Origin of the sequence: Geomonas silvestris (assembly GCF_014193515.1) — a bacterium.
Taxonomy (GTDB): Bacteria; Desulfobacterota; Desulfuromonadia; order Geobacterales; family Geobacteraceae; genus Geomonas; species Geomonas silvestris.
In genome coordinates this window covers 92490-114697 of the sequence record NZ_BLXX01000005.1, presented here as the reverse complement: position 1 = coordinate 114697, position 22208 = coordinate 92490, and the positions used below count along the sequence as shown (strand labels likewise).

Genomic DNA, 22208 nt, shown 5'->3' with positions numbered 1-22208 from the left:
ATGGCACTTCCCAAAACAGCAAAGATCATCACCGGCCTCGTTCTAGTCTCCGTCATCGGAGCGGGAGCCTATCTTCTCAATCGTCAACCGTCGGACGCGGACCAGCAATCAACCGACGATGCATATGTGCGGGCCGACTTTACCCTGGTTGCTCCCCGGGTCAGCGGGCAGATAGCTCGTGTTCTGGTGGATGACGACGAGACCGTCAAGGCGGGCCGGGTACTGGCGGAGATAGACGACCGAGATCTGAAAGTCGCGCTGCAGAGCGCCCAGGCAGAGACAGGAGCGGCACAGGCCGCCATAGAAAGCCTGAAGGGAACCATTACACGTAATGCCTCGACGATTCAGCAGGCCCAGGCCGCCGTCAGGTCCGATGAGGCCTCGATAACCTTGGCCAGGGCAAATGCCCAGCGCTACCGCAATTTGTCCACCGATGGCGCAGGCACCCACCAGGAAGCTCAGCATGCCGAGGCCCAATTGCAGGTGCACCTTGCTGCGCTCGACCGCGACAGGGCCGGTGTTGAAGCAGCTCGGCAGCAGACCTCGATACTGGAAGCTGATCTTAAAAAAGCGGAAAGCTCCCTGGCTCGGGCGCGGGCCGCGCAGGCCGTTGCCGAGCTCAACCTTTCCTACACCAAAATCATCGCCCCGATAGACGGAACGGTGGCGCGCCGTTCCGTGCGTGAAGGCGCTTTTGTTACCACCGGCACGCCGCTACTCGCCTTGGTGCCTCTGGACAAAGTGTATATCGAGGCGAACTTCCGTGAGACCCAGCTCGCCCGTATCCGGCCGGGGCAGGCAGTTTCGATCCGGGTCGACACGCTGCCCGGCGTGGTTCTTCAAGGCAGCGTCGCCAGTTTAGCCCCGGCAAGCGGTGCGTCCTTTGCCCCCGTCGCGCCCCAGAATGCCACGGGCAATTTCACCAAGGTGATTCAGCGACTCCCGGTGCGGATCGCCATAAACCCCGGCCAGGCCGCCAGCGCGCAGCTGCGCATCGGCATGTCGGTACAGCCAACCATCGAGATAATGACAGACCTGCGCAGCGCCCATACGCGGCAGAAACACGCCGAGGAGGGATAACACAGAACAGATATGCATCGAGCATGCAGTGGATAGTGCACCTATAGGAACACGTATGCCTCAGACGTCCAACAGGCAGGAAGGCGCAAGACGAACGCTGAAACAGCAGAAAAACGAAGAAGGAGATGATCATGGCAAAATTACTCTATGTTACCTGCAACCTCAAACCCGTTGAGTACTCAACCAGCCTATTAGTAGGTAAGGAATTCCTGGAAGAGTACCTTAGGGAGAACCCGAATGACGAAGTTCACACCCTCGACCTTTATCGGGACAACATCCAACGCATAGATGCCGATGTGCTGTCCGGCTGGGGCAAACTTCGCAATGGCGCGAGTTTCGAGTCACTTTCCGATGACGAGCATCGCAAAGTGAACCGGATCTGGAAACACGCCGACCAATTCATTGCGGCAGACAAGTACGTGTTCGTAACACCGATGTACAACCTCGGGTTTCCAGCGGAATTAAAAATGTACATCGACGCCGTCTGCGTGGTCGGCAAGACGTTCACGTACACCCCTACAGGCGCTGTCGGCCTGTTGAAAGATCAGGACAGGAAGTGCCTCCACATTCACTCAAATGGCGGATTCCACTTTGGCAAGGAGGAGGACCATTCGGTGCCCTATCTGAAAGCGATCATGGGATTTATGGGGGTTGAAAAGTTCGAATCGATCGTAGTGGAAGGCGTCGACGCCATGCCCGACCATGCCGAAGCCTTCAGGTCCGCGGCAGTTATCAAGGCCCGAGCTATCGCCGGCATTTTCTGAAGAATTTGGGATTTACGGTGAGTTCCCTATGAAGATAGTCGTAGGTTTAACGTTGATCTGCTGGCTCTGTGTCGTTTTGATAGCCTTGCTCTATAAAAGGGAAAAGTGACCGTTGCCCACCGTTTCGCCACTCTCGCCCCCAGCAAATCGCTCGCAGTATTGAACGGTCTGAACCATTGAAGGTGGCACAAAAGACACGCAACGCGAATAACGTACGAAATTGTGCAAGACGAACTATCGCCACTCAGGATCGCGAGTGGTAAGCATAACGTGAGGACGTGCGGGGCAAAAAAAGGCAGCTAGGCCCCCTTCTCGACGTCGAGCAGGGGGCGTTGCGGTAGTTCCCCGATGCAAACGCCTGAAGCAATCGCCGCCGCCTGCTTCTTTGATAGCCAGGAGGTAGTGACAAACTGGACCAAGACTTGAAGCACTCCCATTTCTGCAGCAAGCCTTATAAAAAGTCCTTTTCTATGACAAACCGCGTCAGCTCCGCGTTATTCTTTAGATTGAGCTTCTTGAGTATGTGGGCCCGATAGGTGCTCACGGTCTTGACGCTCAAACAGAGCTCAACGGCGATTTTGCCCACCGTCTTACCGGAGGCGATCAGGCTCATCACCTGGTACTCACGGTTTGAAAGGCTGTTTAACAGCCCCTGCGCGCTCGGTTCGCTGAGCCCGTTTACCAGAGATTCGGCCAGCGCACTGCTGACGTACTTTTTCCCCAGCGAAATCTTGTGCAGGGCGTCGAGCAACTCCGCGGAAGGGGTCCCCTTGGTCATGTAGCCGGATGCACCAGATTTGTAGGAGCGAAGCGCGTACTGCTCCTCGGGATGGGCACTCAGTACCAGTACCGGCAACTTCGGCTTGATGAGTTTGATCTCGACCAGAGCATCGAGCCCGTTTCTTCCGGGCATGGTGATGTCAAGAATCACGATATCATAGTCGTTTTGCTGCACCTTGCCGAGCAATTCCTGACTGTTACACGCCTCATCGACAACGGTCATGTCCACCGACGTCTCTACAATCCGCTTGAGCCCTTCCCGGAAAATTTCATGGTCGTCGGCTACAAGAATCCTGGTGGTCATGCCGAGCCTCCCTGTGCTACTAGCGCTGTCCCAACTGTACCGCCGTCGTTTTTAGGATTCGACGGCCCCGCCTGGACGCCGTCAACCGTCCCTCATTGCCAGAGGAGGGAATGAGCCCACTCTCTCGACGCTACATAGTAACAGGTTGCTTTGCGAGCAGGCATGAGTGGTTGTCTTGTTTTCACCTAGGACCGGCCCCTGATTCGGGTAAGAGTTGAACCCGCACGGCATTGCGTTTTGATCCTATATTCTGAAAAACGCTTCCCGCCCCTGCACCAGGAGTCACCGTGAATGCAACCTGCCAAGTGCCAAACAACTGATGCCAATAACAGACATCCTCCCATGTCCGATACCATCCCCACATAGTTATACTCACGATACGCTCAATACTGGATAAGGCAAAAGTAAAATTCGCACGGTAGGCAGTCCAGTATCTTATCTGTCGGTGCTACTACAACGTCACGGCAGCAAGCCTGCGGCCTTATGCTACGGAGGAGGTACGATGAATGCGACTGAGGTATTGTCCGGAGCCCTCGGTATTTCCGGCCCCTGGCGGATTACCAAAGTGGGGTTTACCAAGGATTCCTGCCGCCTGGACCTCAACGTGGAAATTGTCGAAGGACTCTCCCTTATCTGCCCGAACTGCGGCTCGCGGGGGACCATCTGTTACCCCGACAACGGTTGCGAAACCTGGTATAAAGCAGATTTCTTCCGCTACACCACCTACCTGCACGCCCGGGTGCCGCACCTGGCCTGCCGCTGTGGAACCACACGCGTGGAACTCCCCTGGTGCAGGGCGGGCTCCCGGTTCACCCTTTTGCACTGATCCTTTTCACTGATCCCGCTTGTCTGGCGGTTGTGACACGGTACCCCAAGGAACCGCAGCCCTCCCGAGACAGCCGGACGACGGCCAGGCTGCCGCGCCCGACTCCCAGAGCCGGGGCACCTGCGCGCGTCACCGAAAACATCCCCCCTTCCAACCCGCCTACTCCGAAACTGCGCTTCTAATACTCAAACACCTATCCAGTTATGGCTCAAACGCCTATGTGCAATTCGGATAGCCTCCCAATATCTGTCAAGGCCACGTAGCGTATAGTCTTTACACGGCATGCCGTTAGCCTATTGAGTGCACCTCCCCCAGCCCAGGCTTTGGTCTACATTGATAAATTGCCAGGCTTTTATGAGGATATTTTTATGACTTTGTTTGCCCCATGCCTCGCCTCCTTCATGCTCACCGCAGTCCTCACGCCGATCGTCATCTATCTGGCGACGCTCTTCGGCTGCGTTGACAGCCCCGGCGAGCGTCGCCTGCACAGCAAGGTTACGCCACGCGGGGGCGGCCTGGCGTTCTTTGCCGGCGTGCTCCCGATGGTGCTGCAGCAAAACGGGGGCAGGACGCTGGCCTGGTACCTGGTCGGCTCGGCCCTGCTGGTCGGGCTGGGAATGGTGGACGACCTGCGGCCGCTGGGCTGGAAGTCCAAGTTCTCAGTGATGTTTTTGGCGGCAACGGTGGTCATCTTCGGCGGCCAGGTCTGCGTGCTGCGGCTCGGACTGTACGGTGCCCTGGGGCAGGTGGAGCTTGGCTGGTTCGCCATCCCCTTCACCTACCTGAGCATTATCGGCATCGTCAACGCCATCAACCTTCTGGACGGGCTCAACGGCCTGGCCGGCGGCGTGTCGCTCCTGGCGTTCCTGTTCATGGGCCTTGCCGCCCTGGCTTCCGGCAACCTCCCCCTGGCGGCAGTCTGCTTCTCCTTCGTCGGAGCCCTGGGTGCGTTTTTGCTCTACAACTTTCCCCATGCCAAGATTTTCATGGGGGACACCGGAAGCCTCTTCCTCGGTTTCTCGCTTGCGGTCACCGCGATCATGCTGACCCAGGGCCCCAGAGCCCGGGTAGACCCGCTGTTCCCGGTACTGTTGCTACTCACCCCCATCTTTGACACCGTCCGGGTGCTGTCGGTGCGGCTGTCGCAGGGTAAAAACCCCTTCAAGGCGGACAACCTCCACCTGCACTACCTCATGGTGCTCAATCGGATCTCACCGGTCAGAGCGACCCTGCTTTTCTGGATGGTCACAACCCTACTCGGCGCAGTGGCACTCTACCTCACCAGCAAGAGCTCCACAGCGTACCTCATGGTCGTGCTGTACGCCTCGTCGGTGCTGGGCCTTTTCGCCTGGAGCCTGTCCCAGGGGGCAGGGGAGCCCGCGGCAAGCCACCCCAGGACACCCGCCGCCGGCCTGCTGGAAGCGGATGCGGCAGCGCTCTCCGATATGAAGCTCGCCGGGTCGCCACTCGGGGCCGAGGAACGGATGTAACCCCGGTACCGGACGGCATAGTATTTTTGGCAGGCTGCCCGGGAGCATGGTTACGTTTCCTTCCGGCGCTGCCTGCCGGCAGGAAACGGGGCGGGCTCCCCCCATTACCTACCGGCAGGCAGCGCCGGCAAGGGCAGGTTCAGCAGCAACGGATAAAGGAGGCTTAACATGGCACGTTGGGTCGGTTTTGCAATCTGGATTTCGCTCACGCTTTTGCTGGCCGCTGTGGCCGGCACACAAGAGACTGCTCCCCCCGCGGCACCGGGAACTGCCGGCACGAAAGAAACGCCCGAGGTGAGGAACAGCGGCCAGGCCGCGTCCGGAGGCGCAAGGCAGCTCTCCAGGCGCAACCAGGTCAGGGTCAAGGTGGACGAGGCCGGCAAGACCCGGCGCGACCTCATCGAGAAGGCCAATCCGGACGGCAGCATCAAGAAGTAGCGGCAACGGCCCCCACGGACGGATAACCCACCCGGGGATTTTTAAAGGCCTTATGCCGAGCAGTAGCTCTGCAACTAAGGAGGAAACATGAACAGAACTAGGTGGAACCTGATCGCCGGCCTGGCTTTGGCAATGGCTGTCTCACCCTGGGGGGTCGAGGTGGGACGCGCGGCCCCGACACTGACCCCGGGGGTCGACTACACCAAGCCCAACTTCGCCTACAGCCCGCCCCTGAGGAAGTTTATCGATTCACTACCCGGCCTGGGCGCCGCGGCGCGCACGGCCGGCACGGCCCTGGGTCCCAACACCCTCGGGCAGTACATCCCGATCGCGACGCCCGGCACCCTGCCCGGCTTCCCGGGCGACGATTACTACGAGATCGCGCTGGTGGAATACCGCGAGCAGCTGCACCGGGACCTGCCGCCCGTGGTCGGAACCTGGCCCAACCAGACTGGCGGCACCAAGCTCAGAGGCTATATCCAGGAGGTAAACGGCGTTGCCGTCGGCACCCCGCACTACCTGGGGCCGCTCATCATCGCCACCAAGAACAAGCCGGTGCGGATCAAGTTCACCAACCGGCTTCCTGTCGGGGCGGCGGGGAACCTCTTCCTGCCGGTCGACACCAGCATCATGGGCGCCGGGATGGGGCCCCTGACCGCAGGCGGTGCACCCTGCAACCCTGAAGCGGTCGGCGCCACCTGCGCCAGTTACACCGAGAACCGCGCCACCATCCACCTGCACGGCGGCCTGCCCCCCTGGATCAGCGACGGCACGGCGCACCAGTGGATCACCCCCGCCGGGGAGACCACCCCGTTTGTCAAGGGGGTCAGCCAGCAGAACGTACCCGACATGCCGCTGCCGGCCGCGGGTTCCGCGACCTTCTACTGGCCCAACCAGCAAAGCGGCCGGCTCATGTTCTACCACGACCATGCCTTGGGGCTGACCGGCCTCAACGTCTACGGCGGCGAGGCGGCGGGTTACCTGCTGGCCGACCCGGCCGAGGAGGCAGCCCTCACCACGGCCGGCGTCCCGACCGACCTGCCGCACCTCATTCCGCTCGTCATCCAGGACAAGACTTTCGTCTACGACAACTCCGTGACCCCCGTGGGCGTTGCCAAGGACCCCACCCGTTTCACCCAGGTGACCGACCCGCTCTGGAATACCGCCAACTGGGGCGGGGGAGGCAACCTCTGGTTCCCCCACGTATACATGCCGAACCAGGACCCGTCGAGCCTCACCGGCGCGAACCCCTTGGGCAGATGGGACTACGGAGCGTGGTTCTGGCCGGTATTCCCGACGGCCACCCCTTACCCGCCGGCGGTCTCGCACGTGCCTGAGGCCTTCATGGACACCCCGGTGGTGAACGGCCAGCCCTACCCCTACCTTGAGGTGGCACCGGCGCCCTACCGGATGAAGATCTTGAACGCCACCAACGACCGGATGCTCAACCTGCAGCTCTACGTGGCCGACGCGGGCTACACGACCCCCGCAACGGCAACGGCGACGGTGGTTGGGGGCATGGTCACCGCCATCGCACTGGGCAACCAGGGGACCGGCTACCCGCCCAACTCCTCTCCCATGGTCCACCTGGTGGGGGGCGGCGGCACCGGCGCCTGGGCGACCGCGACGGTGAACGGCCTTGGCAACGTGGCCAGCGTTACCGTGACCAGCGGAGGTTCCGGCTATGTCACCCCCCCAAGCGTCAGCATCGGGGGGAGCACCGAGGTGAGGATGGTCCCTGCACTGCAGAACGCGGCGATCCCCTTCCCTCCCTTATGGCTGTCCCAGACACCGGGGATGATTCCCGACGTATTGGACGGCAGGCTTTCCGGGGTGCCCGATCCCACGCTGCGCGGGCCCGCCATGATCCAGATCGGCACCGAGGGCGGTATCCTGCCGGGACCGGTGGTCCACCTCAACACGCCGGTCGGCTTCGAACAGAACAAGAGGAACATCGTAGTCCTGAACGTGCTGGAGAAGACCCTCTTCATGGCTCCGGCCGAGCGGGCTGACGTCGTCATCGACTTCTCCAACTTTGCCGGCAAGACCATCATCCTCTACAACGATTCACCCGCGCCGGTCCCGGCCGGCGACCCGCGCTACGACTTCTACACCGGCAACCCCGACTACTCGGCCACCGCAGGCGCCAACAATCAGGGTGGTGCCTCCCCGACCCCACCGGGCTACGGCCCCAACACCCGTACCATCATGCAGTTCCGCGTGGCGGCCGGCCCCAGCTCGACCGCCCCGACCGACGACTACAACCCGACCCTCTTGACCTCGCTCACGACTGCCCTGCCGACCATCTTCAAGGCTTCGCAGGACGCGCCGGTAGTTCCGGAATCGGCCTACAACACGATCGGCTATACCGGCGGCGCGACCACGGACACCCTGGCGCGCATCCAGGACCTCTCGCTCACCTTCACCCCCTACGGTTCCACCGCACCCATCACCATGGCGATGGGGAACAAGGCGATCCAGGAGCTCTTCGACCCGCAGGGGCGCATGAACTCCACCCTGGGGATCGAGCTCCCCTTCACCGGCGCCCTGATCCAGACCACGGTACCCTTGGGCTTCATCGACCCGACCACCGAGACCATCTCGCGCGGCCAGCCCCAGCTCTGGAAGATCACCCACAACGGCGTGGACACCCACGGCATCCACTTCCACCTGGTGAACGTGCAGGTGGTGAACCGCGTGGGCTGGGACGGCGCCATCCGGCCCACCGACCCCAACGAGCTGGGGTGGAAGGACACGGTCCGCATGAACCCGCTGGAGGACATCATCGTCGCCATGCGGGCCAAGGTACCCACCTTCCCCTTCCAGGTACCGGACAGCATCCGCCCGCTGAGCCCGTCCACCCTGGTGGGTACGAGCTTCGCCAGCCTCGACCCGCTGACCGGTGTGCCCACCACCGTGGTCAACACCGTGGCCAACTTCGGCCAGGAGTACACCTGGCACTGCCACATCTTGGGCCACGAGGAAGACGACATGATGCGCCCCTTCGTCCTGAAACTTAACGACCGCATCGGCGTGTTCCGGGGCGCCGGCGAGTGGTACCTCGACGCCAACGGCTCCGGCGCCTGGGATGCCCAGGACAAGGTCTCCGTCTTCGGAGCCGCCGGCGACATCCCGATAACCGGCGACTGGAACGGCACCGGCTACGCCAAGGCAGGCGCCTACAAGGGCAACGGCGTCTGGTGGCTGGACAAAAATGGCAACGGCAAGCTCGATGCCGGGGAAACCTTCAGCTTCGGCATCGCCGGCGACGTGCCGGTGGTGGGCGACTGGACCGGCAACGGTGCCACCAAGATCGGCGTGTTCAGAAACGGCACCTGGTACCTGGACATGAACGGCAACAGCACCTGGGATGCCGGCATCGACCAGATTTCCCAGTTCGGCATCGCCGGGGACGTCCCGATTACCGGCGACTGGAACGCCAGCGGCAAGACCAAGGTCGGCGTGTTCAGAAACGGCCAGGTCTACCTGGATATGAACGGCAACAGTGCCTGGGATGCAGGAACCGACCAGTTCAGTTTCTTCGGCATCCCGGGCGACGTCCCGATCACCGGAGACTGGAACGGCGACGGCAAGACCAAGATCGGGGTGTACCGAAACGGGCAATGGTTCCTGGACCTGAACGGCAATGCGGCCTGGGACGCCGGCATCGATACCATCAAAACGTTCGGCATTCCCGGCGACAAACCGGTGGTAGGCAAGTGGTAGCAATTGCAGCTTGAACAACTGGGCGTTGTTGCAAGACAGCGCCCAGTGCTTATCCGGAGTAGCCGATGAAAACTTTTCTTACGGCCGGAATGGTCCTGCTGCCCCAACTGCTGTTTGCCGGCACCGATTGCCGGGTCAAGGAGTTTCCGGACCATTACCTGGCGACCTGTGACGGCGACAGCAAGGGTGCAGCGGTCCAACCGCTCCCCGAGCAGCAGCGTTCCTCGAACCCGGCCCCCGAGCCACAGCCGGCCGGGGCGCCAGCACCGGCTCCCGCAGTCCCACCCGCCACCGGCCCCCAGGCTACCGGTTCGCCCGGGACCGAGCAGGCGGAGGTACCTGCACCGTTGGATCCGGCTGCAGCGAAACCGGCGATATCCCAGCGTACCCGCGACAAGCAAAGGGTGGAGCGGATGAAGGAAATCAAGCGTCAGACGATCATTGACAGCCAGCAGTGAAGCCGGTGTGCGACGGCACCGGCCCCTATCACTAGGGAAAAGAACTGCACATTACCCCCCTCAGGAGGAAACCATGCACAAGGCACGACTCATTACCACGTCACAGCTTTTATTGGCACTGGCCGTCGGCAACTCAGCCCACGCGGGGCCGGGCGGCGGCACCTACTACGCCAACAGCCCACAGGGGAGCTATACGGTCGGCGCGGTGGTCCACAACACCGGCACGGCCCTCAGGAAGTTCGTCGACAAGCTCCCCGGAGCGGGACTCCCGGGGTGCACGGTAAGCGCCCCGGCAGGAACCGGTACCTGTAACGAAAATGCCCTGGGCGCCTACATACCGATCGCCCAGCCGGACACCCTGACCTATCCCGGGTCGGACTACTACGTGATCGGCGTCAAGGACTACACCCAGAAGATGCACACGGACCTAGCAAAGGCGACCAGGCTCAGGGGTTACAACCAGGTCAACGCCACGGACCTCAAGCTGCAGAGCCCGCATTACCTCGGGCCCCTGATCCTCGCCACCAAAGACAAGCCGGTGCGCATCCTGTTTGAAAACCTCCTGGGTACGGGTGCCCTGGGCAACCTGTTCCTCCCGGTGGATACCACGGTCATGGGAGCCGGCACCGGCGGCCTGGGAACCACGGAGCTCTATCCGCAAAACCGTGCCGACCTCCATCTGCACGGCGGCCACACCCCCTGGATCAGCGACGGCACGCCACACCAGTGGATCACCCCGGCGGCCGACCCGACCAGCTACAAGAAGGGGCTCGCCTTCCAGAACGTGCCCGACATGATCGGCGCGGGCAAGTCGATCCCCGCTCCCGCTCCCGGCGACGGCCTGGGAACCTACTTCTACACCAACCAGCAAAGCGGCAGGATGATGTTCTATCACGACCACAGTTACGGCATCACCCGTCTCAACGTCTATGCCGGCGAGGCGGCGGGCTACCTGATCACCGACCCGCAGGAGGAGGCCCTGATCGCCGCACGGGACATCCCCAACATCTGCGCCGGCAGCCAGACCACCCCTTCGGTACTCTGCGAATACAAGTACGGGATCCCGCTGGTGATCCAGGACAAAACCTTCGTCCCCTCCGACGTAGCGGTCCAGGACGCCCTGTGGAACACCGCCTCCTGGGGAGCGCCGGGAGACCTCTGGTTCCCGCACGTCTATGAACCCAACCAGTCGGCTGCAGGCGGCCTGGTGCCGACCGGGCGCTGGGATTACGGCCCGTTGGTCTGGCCCCCCTCACCCGCCACCAGCCCCACTCTTCCTGCGCTCTCCACGGTCCCCGAGGCATTCATGGACACGCCGGTGGTAAACGGCACCGCCTACCCCTTCGTCACCGTCGAGCCCAAGGCCTACCGGTTCCGTTTGCTGAACGCGGCCAACGACCGCTCCTTCAACCTGCAGCTCTACTATGGGTCAACGGCAGCCGGCACCGTCTGCGCCGGCGCCGCCACTGCCGCGGGGAGCTGCACCGAGGTGAAGATGGTCCCGGCCATCCCGCGCCAGCTCTGCAGCGCGCTGGTCACCACCAACTGCACCTGTGATCCGGCCGCAGTGCCTCCGGCCACACCGGTTGGCTGCTTCCCGGCAACCTGGCCCACCGACGGCCGGGATGGCGGAGTACCGGATCCGCTCTACGCCGGGCCGCAGATGGTCCAGATCGGAACCGAGAGCGGTCTATTGCCCGCGCCGGTCGTGCTTGCCAACCAGCCGATCACCTTCGACCCGGCGGGGCGTGTCGCCAACAAGACGCTGCTCATGATGCCGGCCGAGCGGGCCGACGTGCTCATCGACTTCTCGACCCTGGCCCCGGGTTCCACCGTCATCCTCTACAACGACGCCCCGGCGGCACTGCCCGGCGGCGACCCGCGCTACGACTACTACACGGGCAACCCGGACCAGACCCTAAGCGGCGGGTCGCCGACCACCCTGGCCGGTTTCGGCCCCAACACCCGGACCATCATGCAGTTCCGGGTAACTGCGACCCCCGCCACGGCGCCGGTCACCACGGTGAACCTCACTACCCTGCCGGCCAAGCTGGCAACCGCCTACACGGCAGGCCAACCGGCCCACATCGTGCCGGCGGCCACCTACGCGAAGCTGACCGACACCGCACTGACCGTTGCCGGCGCGTCGGTCCCCTTCAAGGGGAAATCGATCAACGAGGGCTTTGACCCCACCTACGGCCGGATCAGCGCCATGCTGGGCACCGAGGCGCCCAACGGGCTCACCCCCGCGGTGCCGCTTCCCTACATCGCCCCCGCAACCGAGACCATCGGCAACGGTCAGGTCCAGCTCTGGAAGGTCACCCACAACGGAATCGATTCCCATCCCATCCACTTCCACCTGACCGACGTCCAGGTGGTGAACCGCGTCGCCTGGGACGGCTCCATCAGCGCGCCCGACCCGAGCGAGATGGGATGGAAGGAGACGGTACGCATGAACCCGATGGAGGACATCGTCGTCGCCATGCGGCCGACCGCACCCATCCTCCCCTTCACCATTCCCGACAGCATGCGCCCCCTGGACGTCACCATACCGGTGTCGGCCATGAACCCGCAGACCAACTTCGGCTGGGAGTACGTCTGGCACTGCCATATCCTGGGGCACGAGGAATTCGACCTGATGCGGCCGCTTATCCTTAAGCCCAACGACCGTCTCGGCGTGTTCCGCGGCGCCGGGCAGTGGTATCTCGATAGCGACGGCAACCATGCCTTTAATCTTCCCAACGACCAGATCCTAACCTTCGGCGCCGCCGGGGACACCCCGATCAGCGGCGACTGGACCGGGGACGGCACCTCCAAAGCAGGCGCCTACAAAGGCAACGGAACCTGGTGGCTGGACTTAAACGGCAACAACACGCTCGATCCGGGCGAAACCTTCTTCTTTGGCATCGCGGGAGACGTCCCGGTGGTCGGGGACTGGACCGGCAACGGGGCCACCAAGATCGGCGTCTTCAGAAACCATCAATGGTATCTGGACCTGGACGGTAACGGCATCTGGAATGCGGCAACGGACGTCATCTACGACTTCGGCATTGCCGGGGACATCCCGGTGACCGGCGACTGGAACGGAACCGGGAAAACCAAGATCGGTGTCTTCAGAAACGGGCAATGGTACCTGAACCTGACCGGCAACGGCAGCTGGACGCCCGCCACGGATGTCATCTACAACTTCGGCATTCCGGGCGACATTCCGGTTACCGGAGACTGGAACGCCAGCGGCAAAACCAAGCTCGGCGTCTTCAGAAACGGCCAGTGGTATCTGAATCTGACCGGCAACGGGGCCTGGACTCCCCTCACCGACGCGATCTTCGCCTTCGGCATCCCCGGGGACAAGCCAGTCGTCGGCAAATGGTAATCCTTGAAGAACTGCGGTAATTCAAGAAGGTACGCCGCTCGTAGGGGACGCACCTTCTCTTCCCCCCCCCCTTAGCCCAAAAGGAACCTAATCCATGAACAGATTTGCGCTTGCCGCACTGATTGTCCTTTTCGCCACTCCCGCCTTGGCCCAGGAGGGCCCAAAAAACGATGACGAAAACACCCTCTATGCCGTGGGCCTCGTGGTATCCCGTCAGCTCACCGCATTCAACCTCACCCCGGCCGAACTCGAGATCGTCAAACAGGGGATGAGCGACGGGGTCACGGGGAGCAAGCCCCGGGTGGAAATGTCCGCCTACGGCGAAAGGATGCAGCAATTGGCCCGGGCCCGGGTCAAGGCCCAGGTCGAACGGCAGGAACCGCTGAACCGGGAGTTCCTCGAAAAGGCCGCCCGGGAAAAGGGCGCCCTGAAAACCGACTCTGGGCTGATCTACCTGGCACGGGCCGAGGGGAGCGGTGCCACGCCGGGCCCCGCCGATATGGTAAAGGTGCAGTACCGCGGTACCTTCCCGACCGGGGAGGAGTTCGACAGCTCATACCAGCGCGGCACCCCGGCGGAGTTCCGCCTGGACGGCATGATCCCCTGCTGGAAAGAGGGGCTGCAGAAGATGAAGGCGGGCGGCAAGGCCAGGCTGGTCTGCCCGGCGACGCTCGCCTACGGGGAGGCCGGGGTGACCAATGTGATCCTGCCGGGTACCCCGCTGGCCTTCGAGGTGGAGCTGCTTGAGGTCAAGAAAAACAAACCTCTAGACTAATCGGCTCAAGAAATCGGGGCACCGGGTACCCTGTACCCGGTGCCGATCCCTCCAAGTTCTGCTTGGAACATGGCGGCCGGGCGCCAAGTACGGCAACCGTGGAGGCAGGCTCCCTACCTCCCGGCTCACCGTTAACCCGCCGGATTCTATTCCCTCCGCAACGACCTCGCGCAGATAATCCATAGGACGAACTCTCATCTCTGAATAAAAACCGCTTATTCCAATATCGGACACGCGCCGATTCTAGAAAGGATTAGGTCCAGCTATACTTCTTCAGCATAACGGGCCCCCCCACGACACAAAATCGTTAACGGAATTCTCTCTTACAATCCGCCGCATCCCTATGTGAATCATACCTGCACATAGGGATGCAGGGCCAATGCACTCAGCCATTCCTCCATCGGGACGATCTCTATGCTGCAACCCGTCGTGAAAAGACACCCTTCCCTGGTGACTGTCGCCACTCTGCTCCTGGCGATGCTCCTCATCCCGCTTACTGCCTGCGCCAGCACAGGGCAGGCGCCGGGCGCCTCAGCCGGAGCGGCGGGCAGCGCCCCCGCCCAGTCCGGCAAGCCGGAATCGAAGGCTGCCAGCCCGAGCCCCGGACCAATCGCCTCGCTGCCCCCAACCGAAGCGTCTCGCGAGCCCGCGGAGCGCTCCGCGTTCGAAAAATACGCCACCGGCAAGGGACCCGCAGCCCTCGAAATCGGCCAGTTCGGCTACGACCTCTTCCAGAGGCCCCCCTCCACCTTCGCCCCGGTCACCCAGGTGCCGGTGGGCCCGGATTACGTGGTCGGCCCCGGAGACGAGATCAGGATCGAGGTCTGGGGCCGTGTCGAAGGGAATTGGAGCGTGGTCGTCAGTAACGACGGCACCATAAGCCTCCCCAAGACCGGAGTCTTCGGGGTGACCGGATTGAGCTTTCGGGAACTGAAGGAACTGTTGCACAACCGCTTCGCCAAATACTACTCCGGCTTCGAAATGAACGTGAGCATGGGTGCCTTGCGCAGCATCCAGGTCTATCTGGTGGGCAACGCGCGCAGGCCGGGGGCCTACACCGTCTCCTCGCTCTCCAGCATCATCAACGCCCTGTTCGAGGGGGGCGGACCCTCCAAGACCGGGTCGATGCGCGACATCCAGGTCAAGAGAAACGGCCGCACCGTGGCCACCTTCGATCTCTACGACTTCCTGCTCAAGGGGGACAAGTCCCGGGATATCCGGCTCATGCCCGAGGACGTGATCTTCATCCCGCCGGTGGGCCCCCTGGTCGGCATCGCGGGGACCGTCAGGACTCCCGCCATCTACGAGCTGAAGGGGGAGACCAGGCTGCTCGACCTGATCAGGATGGCAGGCGGCATCACGGGCATCGCCTTCACCGGGCGGCTGCAGATGCAGCGGGTCGAGGAGCACAGTTTCCGGGTTCTGTTCGAAGGCGACCTGCGCGACATCGAACAGAACCCGGCAAAGAACTTCCTGCTGCAGGACGGAGACCTGGCCCAGATCTTCACCGTAACCGACACGGCCAATACCGTCACCATCGCCGGCGCGGTGGCCCGCCCCGGCGAGTACGGGGTTAACTCCGGCGTGACCACGGTCAAGGAGCTCATCGCACGGGCGGGGGGACTGCTTTACAACACCTTCGACCAGGCCGAGGTGACCCGGGTGACGGCGTCCCAGGCCGGCCCGCAGACCGAGCGCTTCCAGGTCGACCTGGTCAAGGCCCAGGCGGGTGACCCCAAGCACAACGTGGCGCTGCGCCTGAACGATTACCTGCAGGTGCGCACCGTCCCGGAATGGAGCCTGTACCGGACCATAACGCTCAACGGCGAGGTGCTCTTCCCCGGCACCTACACCTTCAAAAAGGGGGAGACGCTCTCCTCGCTGATCGAGCGGGCCGGCGGGTTTACCGGCCGGGCCTACCTGCGCGGCGCCCAGTTTTCCCGGGAAAGGGTGCAGGAGCAGCAGCAGCGCCAGATCAACGAGATGGTGGAACGGCTGCAGCGGGAGTTGAGCGGTTCCGGGACCGCACAGGTGGCCACCTCGGCGAACGCCGAGGAAGCCAAGCTGGTGCAGCTGGAACTGGAGCAGAAGCGGCAGTTCATCGAGCAGCTGAAAACCGTCCGGGCCAAGGGACGCATCGCCCTCAATATCACGGAGCTTTCCAGTTTGCGCGGCTCCGCCTACGACATCGAACTGGAGCAGGGCGACACCATCACCATCCCGTCGGACCCCAAAACCGTGCAGGTGATCGGCTCGGTCTACAACCAGAGCGCCTTCGTCTACGAAAAGGACCGGGACAGCGGCTATTACGTCGAACTGGCCGGCGGCGCGACGCCCAACGCCGACCCGGGCAACACGTTCATCCTGCAGGCCAACGGCACCGCGCTCAAGGCAGGCGGCGGCTTCTTCAGCTCGGGGGCCCGCCTGGGCTCCGGGGATACGGTGGTGGTCCCCGAGAAGATCGAGCGCGTGGCCTGGATGCGCAACCTGAAGGACATCACCCAGATCCTGTTCCAGATCGCCGTCTCCGCGGGGGTCCTGGTGACCATATTCTAGGACAGCACGCTTCAGTCAACCGGAGCACCCGAAGGAGGACCCGCCATGCCAGCCGATACCGCCCTACCCGCCGTTGGAATCGCACCCCGCAACCGGCGTGCCCCGGCCCGGCTCGTCGCGCGACTGCTCTGCACCGCCCTCTGCCTGTGGGCTGTCCCGTCCTGGGCCGACGGCATCGAGATCGGCAAGCCGGTCATCATCAAGAAGAAGAACCAGCGCGTGGAGGGGACCCTGACGCGGATCGTACCCGACACCGACACCCTGACCGTCATAACGCCCAAATCGGGCAACCGCCTGGTGCGACTCAGGGACGTGCGGCGCATTCTGCCCACCGGGGAGACCATGCTCGTCACCCCCGCGCAGGCGGACATCCCCCGGCACCTGACCAGCAACATCCTGCGCTTCGAGATGCTCCAGGGGCAGAGCATCGAAGGGGTCCTGTTGAACGGGCCGAGCTTCGAGGTGGAGGCAGGCGGCAGACGGCAGAGCTTCCTTTTGCGCGTGATCGCTTCCATCGAGGCGGGCCAGGTTTCCTCCGCTCCCGGCCTCACCATAGGGAGCCGTGTCCGCTCCAGCGTCGAGGGTGAGAGCATCATCGGCACCGTGGTAGGGCTCAACCTGTACCGCCCCGACGACGCCATCATGGTGCTGACTGCGGGGGGCGAGGAGGTGGAACTGCCTATCCGTGACCTGCTACGCATCCAGCCCGCCGTCGTACACCCGGGTGCGCGCCCTCCCCTGCCGGTCGGCCAGACGGCGAACCAATCGGACTGGCGCCTCTACGACATCACCACCGTCTCGGGACGCGCGGTACAGGGGCGCATCCTCACCGCTCCACTGTTCTCCATCGACACCGGGAAAGGGATCAGAAAGAACCTCTGGAACGGGCTCGAGGTTATCGAGAAGCAGTAACCCACCGACCGGGCACCGGACGAGCGGCAGCGTCCAGCTGACACCACCGGGCGTCGATGACGAGCATTCAGGTATTACAAGGAGAACACCTTGCCGGCTGAACGGTTGGAACACGCAGAGGATGAAATCAACCTGCTCGACTACCTGATCGTTTTGCTGAAATGGAAACGACTCATCCTGGGGGTGACGTTCTCCTGTCTCGCCTTCGCGGCGCTTTTGGGACTCACGCTCCCCAAGAGCTACCGTGCCGAAACCAGGATCCTGCCCCCTCAACAGGGGAGCGCGGGGATGGCGTCCCAGCTATTGAGCCAGGTCGGAAGCAGCTTGACGGGCTTGAGCGGCGTTTTAAGCGGCAACAGCCAGACCGACCTGTACCTGGGGATGCTGCAAAGCAGGAGCGTATTGGACAACATCATCAAGCGCTTCGACCTCAAAAAGCGCTACCACGAAGAGACCTTCGAAGCGGCCCGGAAAAAGCTCACCAAGAACCTCAGGGTCCAGGCTGACGCCAAGAGCAACGTCATCGTCATCGCAGTGGAGGACCGGGAAGCGCAGCAGGCAGCCGACCTGGCAAACGCCTTCGTGACGGAGCTTAGATGGTTGACCAAGGGGCTCGCGGTGACCGAAGCGGCGCAGCGCAGGCTCTTTTTCGAAGACCAGTTAAAGGGCTCCCGGGAATCGCTTACCAAGGCGGAGGAAGGGGTCCGGGGGTTCCAGGAACGCACCGGCACCCTGCAGGTCGACGAGCAGGTCAAGGCGGTCATCAAGAACATCGCCCAGTTGCGGGCGGAAATCGCCTCCAAGGAAGTGGAGCTGAGAGTGGTGAAGACCTACGCCAAGCCGAGCAATCCCGACCTGCAGAAGGCCGAGGAGACCCTGGACGGCATGAAGGCCCAGCTGGCCAAGCTGGAATCCAAAACCGGGAGCGGCAGCGACCCCCTGATGCCGGCCGGGCGCATGCCCTCGGTCGGCACCGAGTACCTGCGCAAACTCAGGGACCTGAAGTTCAACGAGGCCCTCTTCGAGATGCTCCTCAAGCAGTACGAGGTGGCGAGACTCGACGAGGCACGGGAAGCCGCCGTGATCCAGGTCATCGACCCGGCGGTTGTGCCCGAGAAGAGCGTGAAGCCCAAGATGGCGTCGCTGCTCGCGGTTTTCGGGTGCGCAAGCCTGCTGTTCTCGATCCTGCTCGCTTTTTTCCTGGAAAAGCGGGAAACCATGTTCCGTCAGCCGGGAAACCGGCAGCGGCTGGAAAAACTGAAGCAGTACGCGTCACTGGGCGGGTAAGCCATGAACGAATCAGTTGAGCTGAAAGAGCCTGCCCTGACCGGCGGCCGGGTGCTGGCACGCAATACGATCATCAACCTGGCGGGATCGCTGGTGCCACTGCTGGTGGCCTTCCTGGCCATTCCTGCCCTGATCGGGAACCTAGGGACCGAGCGTTTCGGCGTCTTGACGCTGATCTGGCTCGCGGTCGGTTATTTCAGTCTTTTCGACCTGGGGGTCGGTCGCGCGACCACCAAGTTCGTCGCCGAAAACCTGGCCCGGCGGGAAACCGACGCCCTGCCCAAACTGGTATGGTCCTCACTGGGCATGCTCTTCGCCCTAGGCTTGGCCGGCGCCCTGCTGCTCGCCCTCGTCAACCCGCTTTTGGTGTCTCACCTGTTCAACATCCCTGCCGGCCTGCGCGCCGAGGCCACCCGGTCCTTTTACCTCATTGCGGCGGCGCTCCCCTGGGTCTTGGGTAGCGCAGGGCTGCGCGGGGTACTGGAGGCCCAGCAGCGCTTCATCGCCATCAACCTGGTACGCATCCCGGTAAGCTCGCTGTTGTATGCGGCCCCCCTTCTGGTGTCGCTGACCGCCCCTGACCTCTACCCCATTACCGTGGCCCTTTTGGGGATGCGACTGCTGGAATTCGGCTCCTATGCCTGCCTTTGCCTCGGATCGGTCCCCGGCTTGCGACAGCCCCGGTGGCCCGGCCGGGCCTATGTCAGGCAGCTGCTCGGGTTTGGAGGCTGGCTCACGGTCACCAACATCGTGGGCCCCCTGATGACCTACCTGGATCGCTTTCTGATCGGCGGGTTGCTCAGCATGTCCGCCGTGGCGTACTACGCGACCCCCTACGACTTCGTGGCACGCCTGGCGGTCATTCCCGGCAGCCTGCTGTGTGTCATGTTCCCCGCCCTGAGCGCCTCCTTCAGCACCGACGGCCCCAGGTTCGTCGCGCTGTACCGGAAGACCTTGGGCTGCGTCGTTTTGGTGATGACCCCCGTCTGCCTCGCTCTGGCCGCGGTCGCCCACCCCTTCCTGAACGCCTGGATCGGACCGAAGTTCGCGGCCCAGAGCACGCCGGTCTTCAGGATACTGGCCGTCGCCACGCTGGTGAACGCGATCGGTCAGGTCCCCTACAGCGCCCTCCAGGCCATGGGCCGCCCAGACCTCACCGCCAAGCTGCACCTGCTGGAGTTACCGCTCTACCTGATGCTGCTCTGGACTCTGGCCCGGAACCTGGGGATCGGCGGGGTCGCCCTGGCCTACCTGGCCCGGGTGGTGATCGACACCTGCGTCTTGCACCGCCTGGCGCAGTGGATGATCCCGAGAAACCGGGTGTCGGGTGAAGCGGCTACCAGGAGTGCCCTCGCGGCTGCAGCGGTCGGCATCTTCAAGTAACCCAAAGGAAGCCACGCTATGTACCAAGACAAACAAGAGAGCTACTTTTCGAACTGCCGGGACGAGATGCTCGTGTTGATTCCTGCCCTGGGCAATTATCGGATTCTGGAGATTGGTGCGGGCAGTGGCGAAACCCTGGTGAAGGCCAAGGAAACCGGCCTGGGATGCTACGTGGTCGGCGTCGACCTGGTAAAAACGGAGAACGGCAGCCAGTCGCACCCCGCCATCGACCGGTTTCTGATCGGCGACATCGAGACCCTAGACGGGGCGCTGGAAGAAAACTTCTACGACATCATCCTGTGCGGGGACGTGCTGGAGCACCTGGTGGACCCCTGGCACTGCCTGGCAAAACTTAAGCTGCTGCTGCGGGAAGGCGGCCTGGTGATCGCGAGCATCCCCAATGTCCGCTACTGGAAGGTGAGCATGGGCCTGCTCTTTGGCGGCCGCTGGCAGTATGGTGACGGTGGCATCCTCGACGCTTCCCACCTGCGCTACTTTGTCCGCAGTACCGTCGAGGATCTGTTCCAGGGTGCAGGCTTCCAGATCAGGCATTTGGGGCAAACCGGGCCGCAGCGCAAATGGGGACTGGCGGCCTGGGGAGTGAACGCCCTGACACTGGGATACTTCTCCGATCTTTTGACGGTGCAGTACCTGGTGGTCGCCGCCAAAGGAACGGGCGGCGCACCGGGCTAACCTACCTTTGGGAGTGCCCATGCTGAACGGCTCGTACTTTTACCTATTGGCGCTGCTACTGCTGGGCACCAGGATGCTCTCGGGCTCCTGGCGGAAAACCGTCCTGCTCCCCTGGGTCGTCCTGACCGCACCCATGCTGTGCGGCGCGGGGCTGGCAAATCTGGGCCTGGTCCCCGCCCTCATCACCCCCTGGTCCGACTCGACCCACATCCTGGTACTCTCCGGCAGCGCAGCACTCCTGGCCGGCAGTTTCACGCTGCGCGGCGTCCGCAGCTCGCTTGATCCGGTAGAGCTCGAGGTGCGCTGGCACGAGGCCACGCTCCTCAAGGTGCTGGTGGGGCTTACCGGCTTAGCGCTCGTTACCAACGCGGCGCAGTTTCTCATCGCCGGGCAGGTTCCCATGCTCTCCGCCGACCCCGACCGCGCCCGGATGGTGGCCTCCCAAAACGGCTACCTGCACATCTTCAGCGTCCTGTCGGGTCACCTGATCCCCATCGGCGCCCTGATCCTCTTTACCGGCAAGTCGCTGGGCAGGGGCACCCGCAGGACCCTCAAGGCGGTCATCGCGGTGAATTTCCTGGTGCTCTTGCTCTGGGTGGCCCGCGGCATGCTGATCTACCCCATCGTGACGGTGATCGCCATGAATTACCTTTTGGACAGCGCATCCTTCACCCTCAAGAAACTGGTTACCGTCGCACTTTTGTTCCTTTTTATCGTGTCGGGGGTCAAGTACCTGCGCGACGTCACGCGCTTTGGCTTCGATTACAACGGGACCGGGCAACAGAGTTCGACAAGCGGCCTGGAGCGCGGCCTTTTGGCCAACGCGTCGGTGCTCTACCTCACCATCGCCCTCAATTACGAGATCCTGAACCGGTACCTCGCCACGGTGCCGCTGCTCGCGCCGTATTCCGGGGGGCGCATCATGGCCGGCAACCTGCTGGCCTACCTCCCGGGAACGGGTACCCCGTATTCCGAACTGCAGTTCCAGAATGCGGTCCTTAAGAAAAACGAACCGGACTACACCCTGACCTCCACCTTTTTCGGGGTACCCTACCTGGACTTCGGCCTCCCCGGCGTGCTGATCGTCAGTTTCCTGGCCGGGTTATTGTACCGGACGGCATGGTTGCGCATCAGGGAACGAGGCACACCCTGGAGCGTCTTTTTCTACGGATACCTGGTTTCCATGGCGACCTTCATCCCCTATGCCTTCATGTACACCCAGGTGAGCTTTACCTGGTTTTTGCTGTCGTCCTATCCGATCATCTTTCTCTGCTCCTGCAGGATGGAGGGTACCTCGCTGTGGCGGCGCCGGGGCTTACTGCACGCAGGAGCGGACCAATCGATTCCCAGACTCCACTAGCGG

16 protein-coding genes are annotated in these 22208 nt (G+C 62.9%); 15 read left to right on the top strand and 1 reads right to left on the bottom strand.

Features of this window, described 5'->3' with window-relative positions:
* Complete coding sequence (locus tag GMST_RS10040) at positions 1 to 1080, top strand: HlyD family secretion protein (RefSeq protein ID WP_183354519.1); 1080 nt, start codon at positions 1 to 3, stop codon at positions 1078 to 1080.
* A 131-nt stretch (positions 1081 to 1211) separates the two neighbouring features.
* Positions 1212 to 1844 (top strand): FMN-dependent NADH-azoreductase, encoded by a 633-nt coding sequence (locus GMST_RS10035; protein ID WP_183354518.1) that lies wholly within the window; start codon positions 1212 to 1214, stop codon positions 1842 to 1844.
* Between the two features lie 451 nt (positions 1845 to 2295).
* Here the strand turns inward: GMST_RS10035 and GMST_RS10030 are convergent, their stop codons facing one another.
* Positions 2296 to 2928, bottom strand: a complete 633-nt coding sequence (locus tag GMST_RS10030) for a response regulator (RefSeq protein WP_183354517.1) — start codon at positions 2926 to 2928, stop codon at positions 2296 to 2298.
* Positions 2929 to 3430: 502 nt separating this feature from the next.
* Here GMST_RS10030 and GMST_RS10025 point away from each other — a divergent pair.
* From GMST_RS10025 to GMST_RS09965, 13 genes are all read left to right on the top strand, one after another.
* Positions 3431 to 3754, top strand: coding sequence for a hypothetical protein (locus tag GMST_RS10025; protein ID WP_183354516.1), 324 nt, complete (start codon positions 3431 to 3433; stop codon positions 3752 to 3754).
* A gap of 368 nt (positions 3755 to 4122) precedes the next feature.
* Positions 4123 to 5244 carry a glycosyltransferase family 4 protein gene (locus GMST_RS10020; protein WP_183354515.1) on the top strand — a complete coding sequence of 374 codons (1122 nt, stop codon included), beginning with the start codon at positions 4123 to 4125 and terminating at the stop codon, positions 5242 to 5244.
* A gap of 168 nt (positions 5245 to 5412) precedes the next feature.
* On the top strand, positions 5413 to 5682 hold the full coding sequence (locus GMST_RS10015) for a hypothetical protein (protein ID WP_183354514.1): 270 nt from the start codon (positions 5413 to 5415) through the stop codon (positions 5680 to 5682).
* 87 nt (positions 5683 to 5769) lie between these two features.
* The gene (locus GMST_RS10010) at positions 5770 to 9408 is read left to right on the top strand and encodes a multicopper oxidase domain-containing protein (RefSeq protein WP_183354513.1); all 3639 of its coding nucleotides are present in this window, start codon (positions 5770 to 5772) and stop codon (positions 9406 to 9408) included.
* 65 nt (positions 9409 to 9473) lie between these two features.
* The gene (locus GMST_RS22425) at positions 9474 to 9866 is read left to right on the top strand and encodes a hypothetical protein (RefSeq protein ID WP_183354512.1); all 393 of its coding nucleotides are present in this window, start codon (positions 9474 to 9476) and stop codon (positions 9864 to 9866) included.
* 73 nt (positions 9867 to 9939) lie between these two features.
* Positions 9940 to 13239, top strand: a complete 3300-nt coding sequence (locus GMST_RS10000; RefSeq protein ID WP_183354511.1) for a multicopper oxidase family protein — start codon at positions 9940 to 9942, stop codon at positions 13237 to 13239.
* A gap of 94 nt (positions 13240 to 13333) precedes the next feature.
* Positions 13334 to 14014: an FKBP-type peptidyl-prolyl cis-trans isomerase gene (locus GMST_RS09995; protein ID WP_183354510.1), complete on the top strand. Its 681-nt coding sequence runs from the start codon at positions 13334 to 13336 to the stop codon at positions 14012 to 14014.
* Between the two features lie 414 nt (positions 14015 to 14428).
* Positions 14429 to 16570 (top strand): SLBB domain-containing protein, encoded by a 2142-nt coding sequence (locus GMST_RS09990; protein WP_183354509.1) that lies wholly within the window; start codon positions 14429 to 14431, stop codon positions 16568 to 16570.
* Between the two features lie 45 nt (positions 16571 to 16615).
* Positions 16616 to 17482: a hypothetical protein gene (locus GMST_RS09985; RefSeq protein WP_183354508.1), complete on the top strand. Its 867-nt coding sequence runs from the start codon at positions 16616 to 16618 to the stop codon at positions 17480 to 17482.
* A 90-nt stretch (positions 17483 to 17572) separates the two neighbouring features.
* The gene (locus GMST_RS09980; RefSeq protein ID WP_183354507.1) at positions 17573 to 18769 is read left to right on the top strand and encodes a GumC family protein; all 1197 of its coding nucleotides are present in this window, start codon (positions 17573 to 17575) and stop codon (positions 18767 to 18769) included.
* 3 nt (positions 18770 to 18772) lie between these two features.
* Positions 18773 to 20152, top strand: a complete 1380-nt coding sequence (locus tag GMST_RS09975; protein WP_183354506.1) for a flippase — start codon at positions 18773 to 18775, stop codon at positions 20150 to 20152.
* Between the two features lie 18 nt (positions 20153 to 20170).
* The gene (locus GMST_RS09970; RefSeq protein ID WP_183354505.1) at positions 20171 to 20845 is read left to right on the top strand and encodes a class I SAM-dependent methyltransferase; all 675 of its coding nucleotides are present in this window, start codon (positions 20171 to 20173) and stop codon (positions 20843 to 20845) included.
* Positions 20846 to 20864: 19 nt separating this feature from the next.
* Positions 20865 to 22205, top strand: a complete 1341-nt coding sequence (locus GMST_RS09965) for an O-antigen polymerase (RefSeq protein ID WP_183354504.1) — start codon at positions 20865 to 20867, stop codon at positions 22203 to 22205.
* Positions 22206 to 22208 lie beyond the last annotated feature (3 nt).

Coding starts and splice junctions, on each gene's coding strand:
- GMST_RS10000 (WP_183354511.1), top strand. CDS start 9,940: ATGCACAAGGCACGACTCATTACCACGTCACAGCTTTTATTGGCACTG.
- GMST_RS10040 (WP_183354519.1), top strand. CDS start 1: ATGGCACTTCCCAAAACAGCAAAGATCATCACCGGCCTCGTTCTAGTC.
- GMST_RS10025 (WP_183354516.1), top strand. CDS start 3,431: ATGAATGCGACTGAGGTATTGTCCGGAGCCCTCGGTATTTCCGGCCCC.
- GMST_RS09975 (WP_183354506.1), top strand. CDS start 18,773: ATGAACGAATCAGTTGAGCTGAAAGAGCCTGCCCTGACCGGCGGCCGG.
- GMST_RS10035 (WP_183354518.1), top strand. CDS start 1,212: ATGGCAAAATTACTCTATGTTACCTGCAACCTCAAACCCGTTGAGTAC.
- GMST_RS09965 (WP_183354504.1), top strand. CDS start 20,865: ATGCTGAACGGCTCGTACTTTTACCTATTGGCGCTGCTACTGCTGGGC.
- GMST_RS09985 (WP_183354508.1), top strand. CDS start 16,616: ATGCCAGCCGATACCGCCCTACCCGCCGTTGGAATCGCACCCCGCAAC.
- GMST_RS09995 (WP_183354510.1), top strand. CDS start 13,334: ATGAACAGATTTGCGCTTGCCGCACTGATTGTCCTTTTCGCCACTCCC.
- GMST_RS09970 (WP_183354505.1), top strand. CDS start 20,171: ATGTACCAAGACAAACAAGAGAGCTACTTTTCGAACTGCCGGGACGAG.
- GMST_RS10010 (WP_183354513.1), top strand. CDS start 5,770: ATGAACAGAACTAGGTGGAACCTGATCGCCGGCCTGGCTTTGGCAATG.
- GMST_RS10020 (WP_183354515.1), top strand. CDS start 4,123: ATGACTTTGTTTGCCCCATGCCTCGCCTCCTTCATGCTCACCGCAGTC.
- GMST_RS10030 (WP_183354517.1), bottom strand. CDS start 2,928: ATGACCACCAGGATTCTTGTAGCCGACGACCATGAAATTTTCCGGGAA.
- GMST_RS09990 (WP_183354509.1), top strand. CDS start 14,429: ATGCTGCAACCCGTCGTGAAAAGACACCCTTCCCTGGTGACTGTCGCC.
- GMST_RS22425 (WP_183354512.1), top strand. CDS start 9,474: ATGAAAACTTTTCTTACGGCCGGAATGGTCCTGCTGCCCCAACTGCTG.
- GMST_RS10015 (WP_183354514.1), top strand. CDS start 5,413: ATGGCACGTTGGGTCGGTTTTGCAATCTGGATTTCGCTCACGCTTTTG.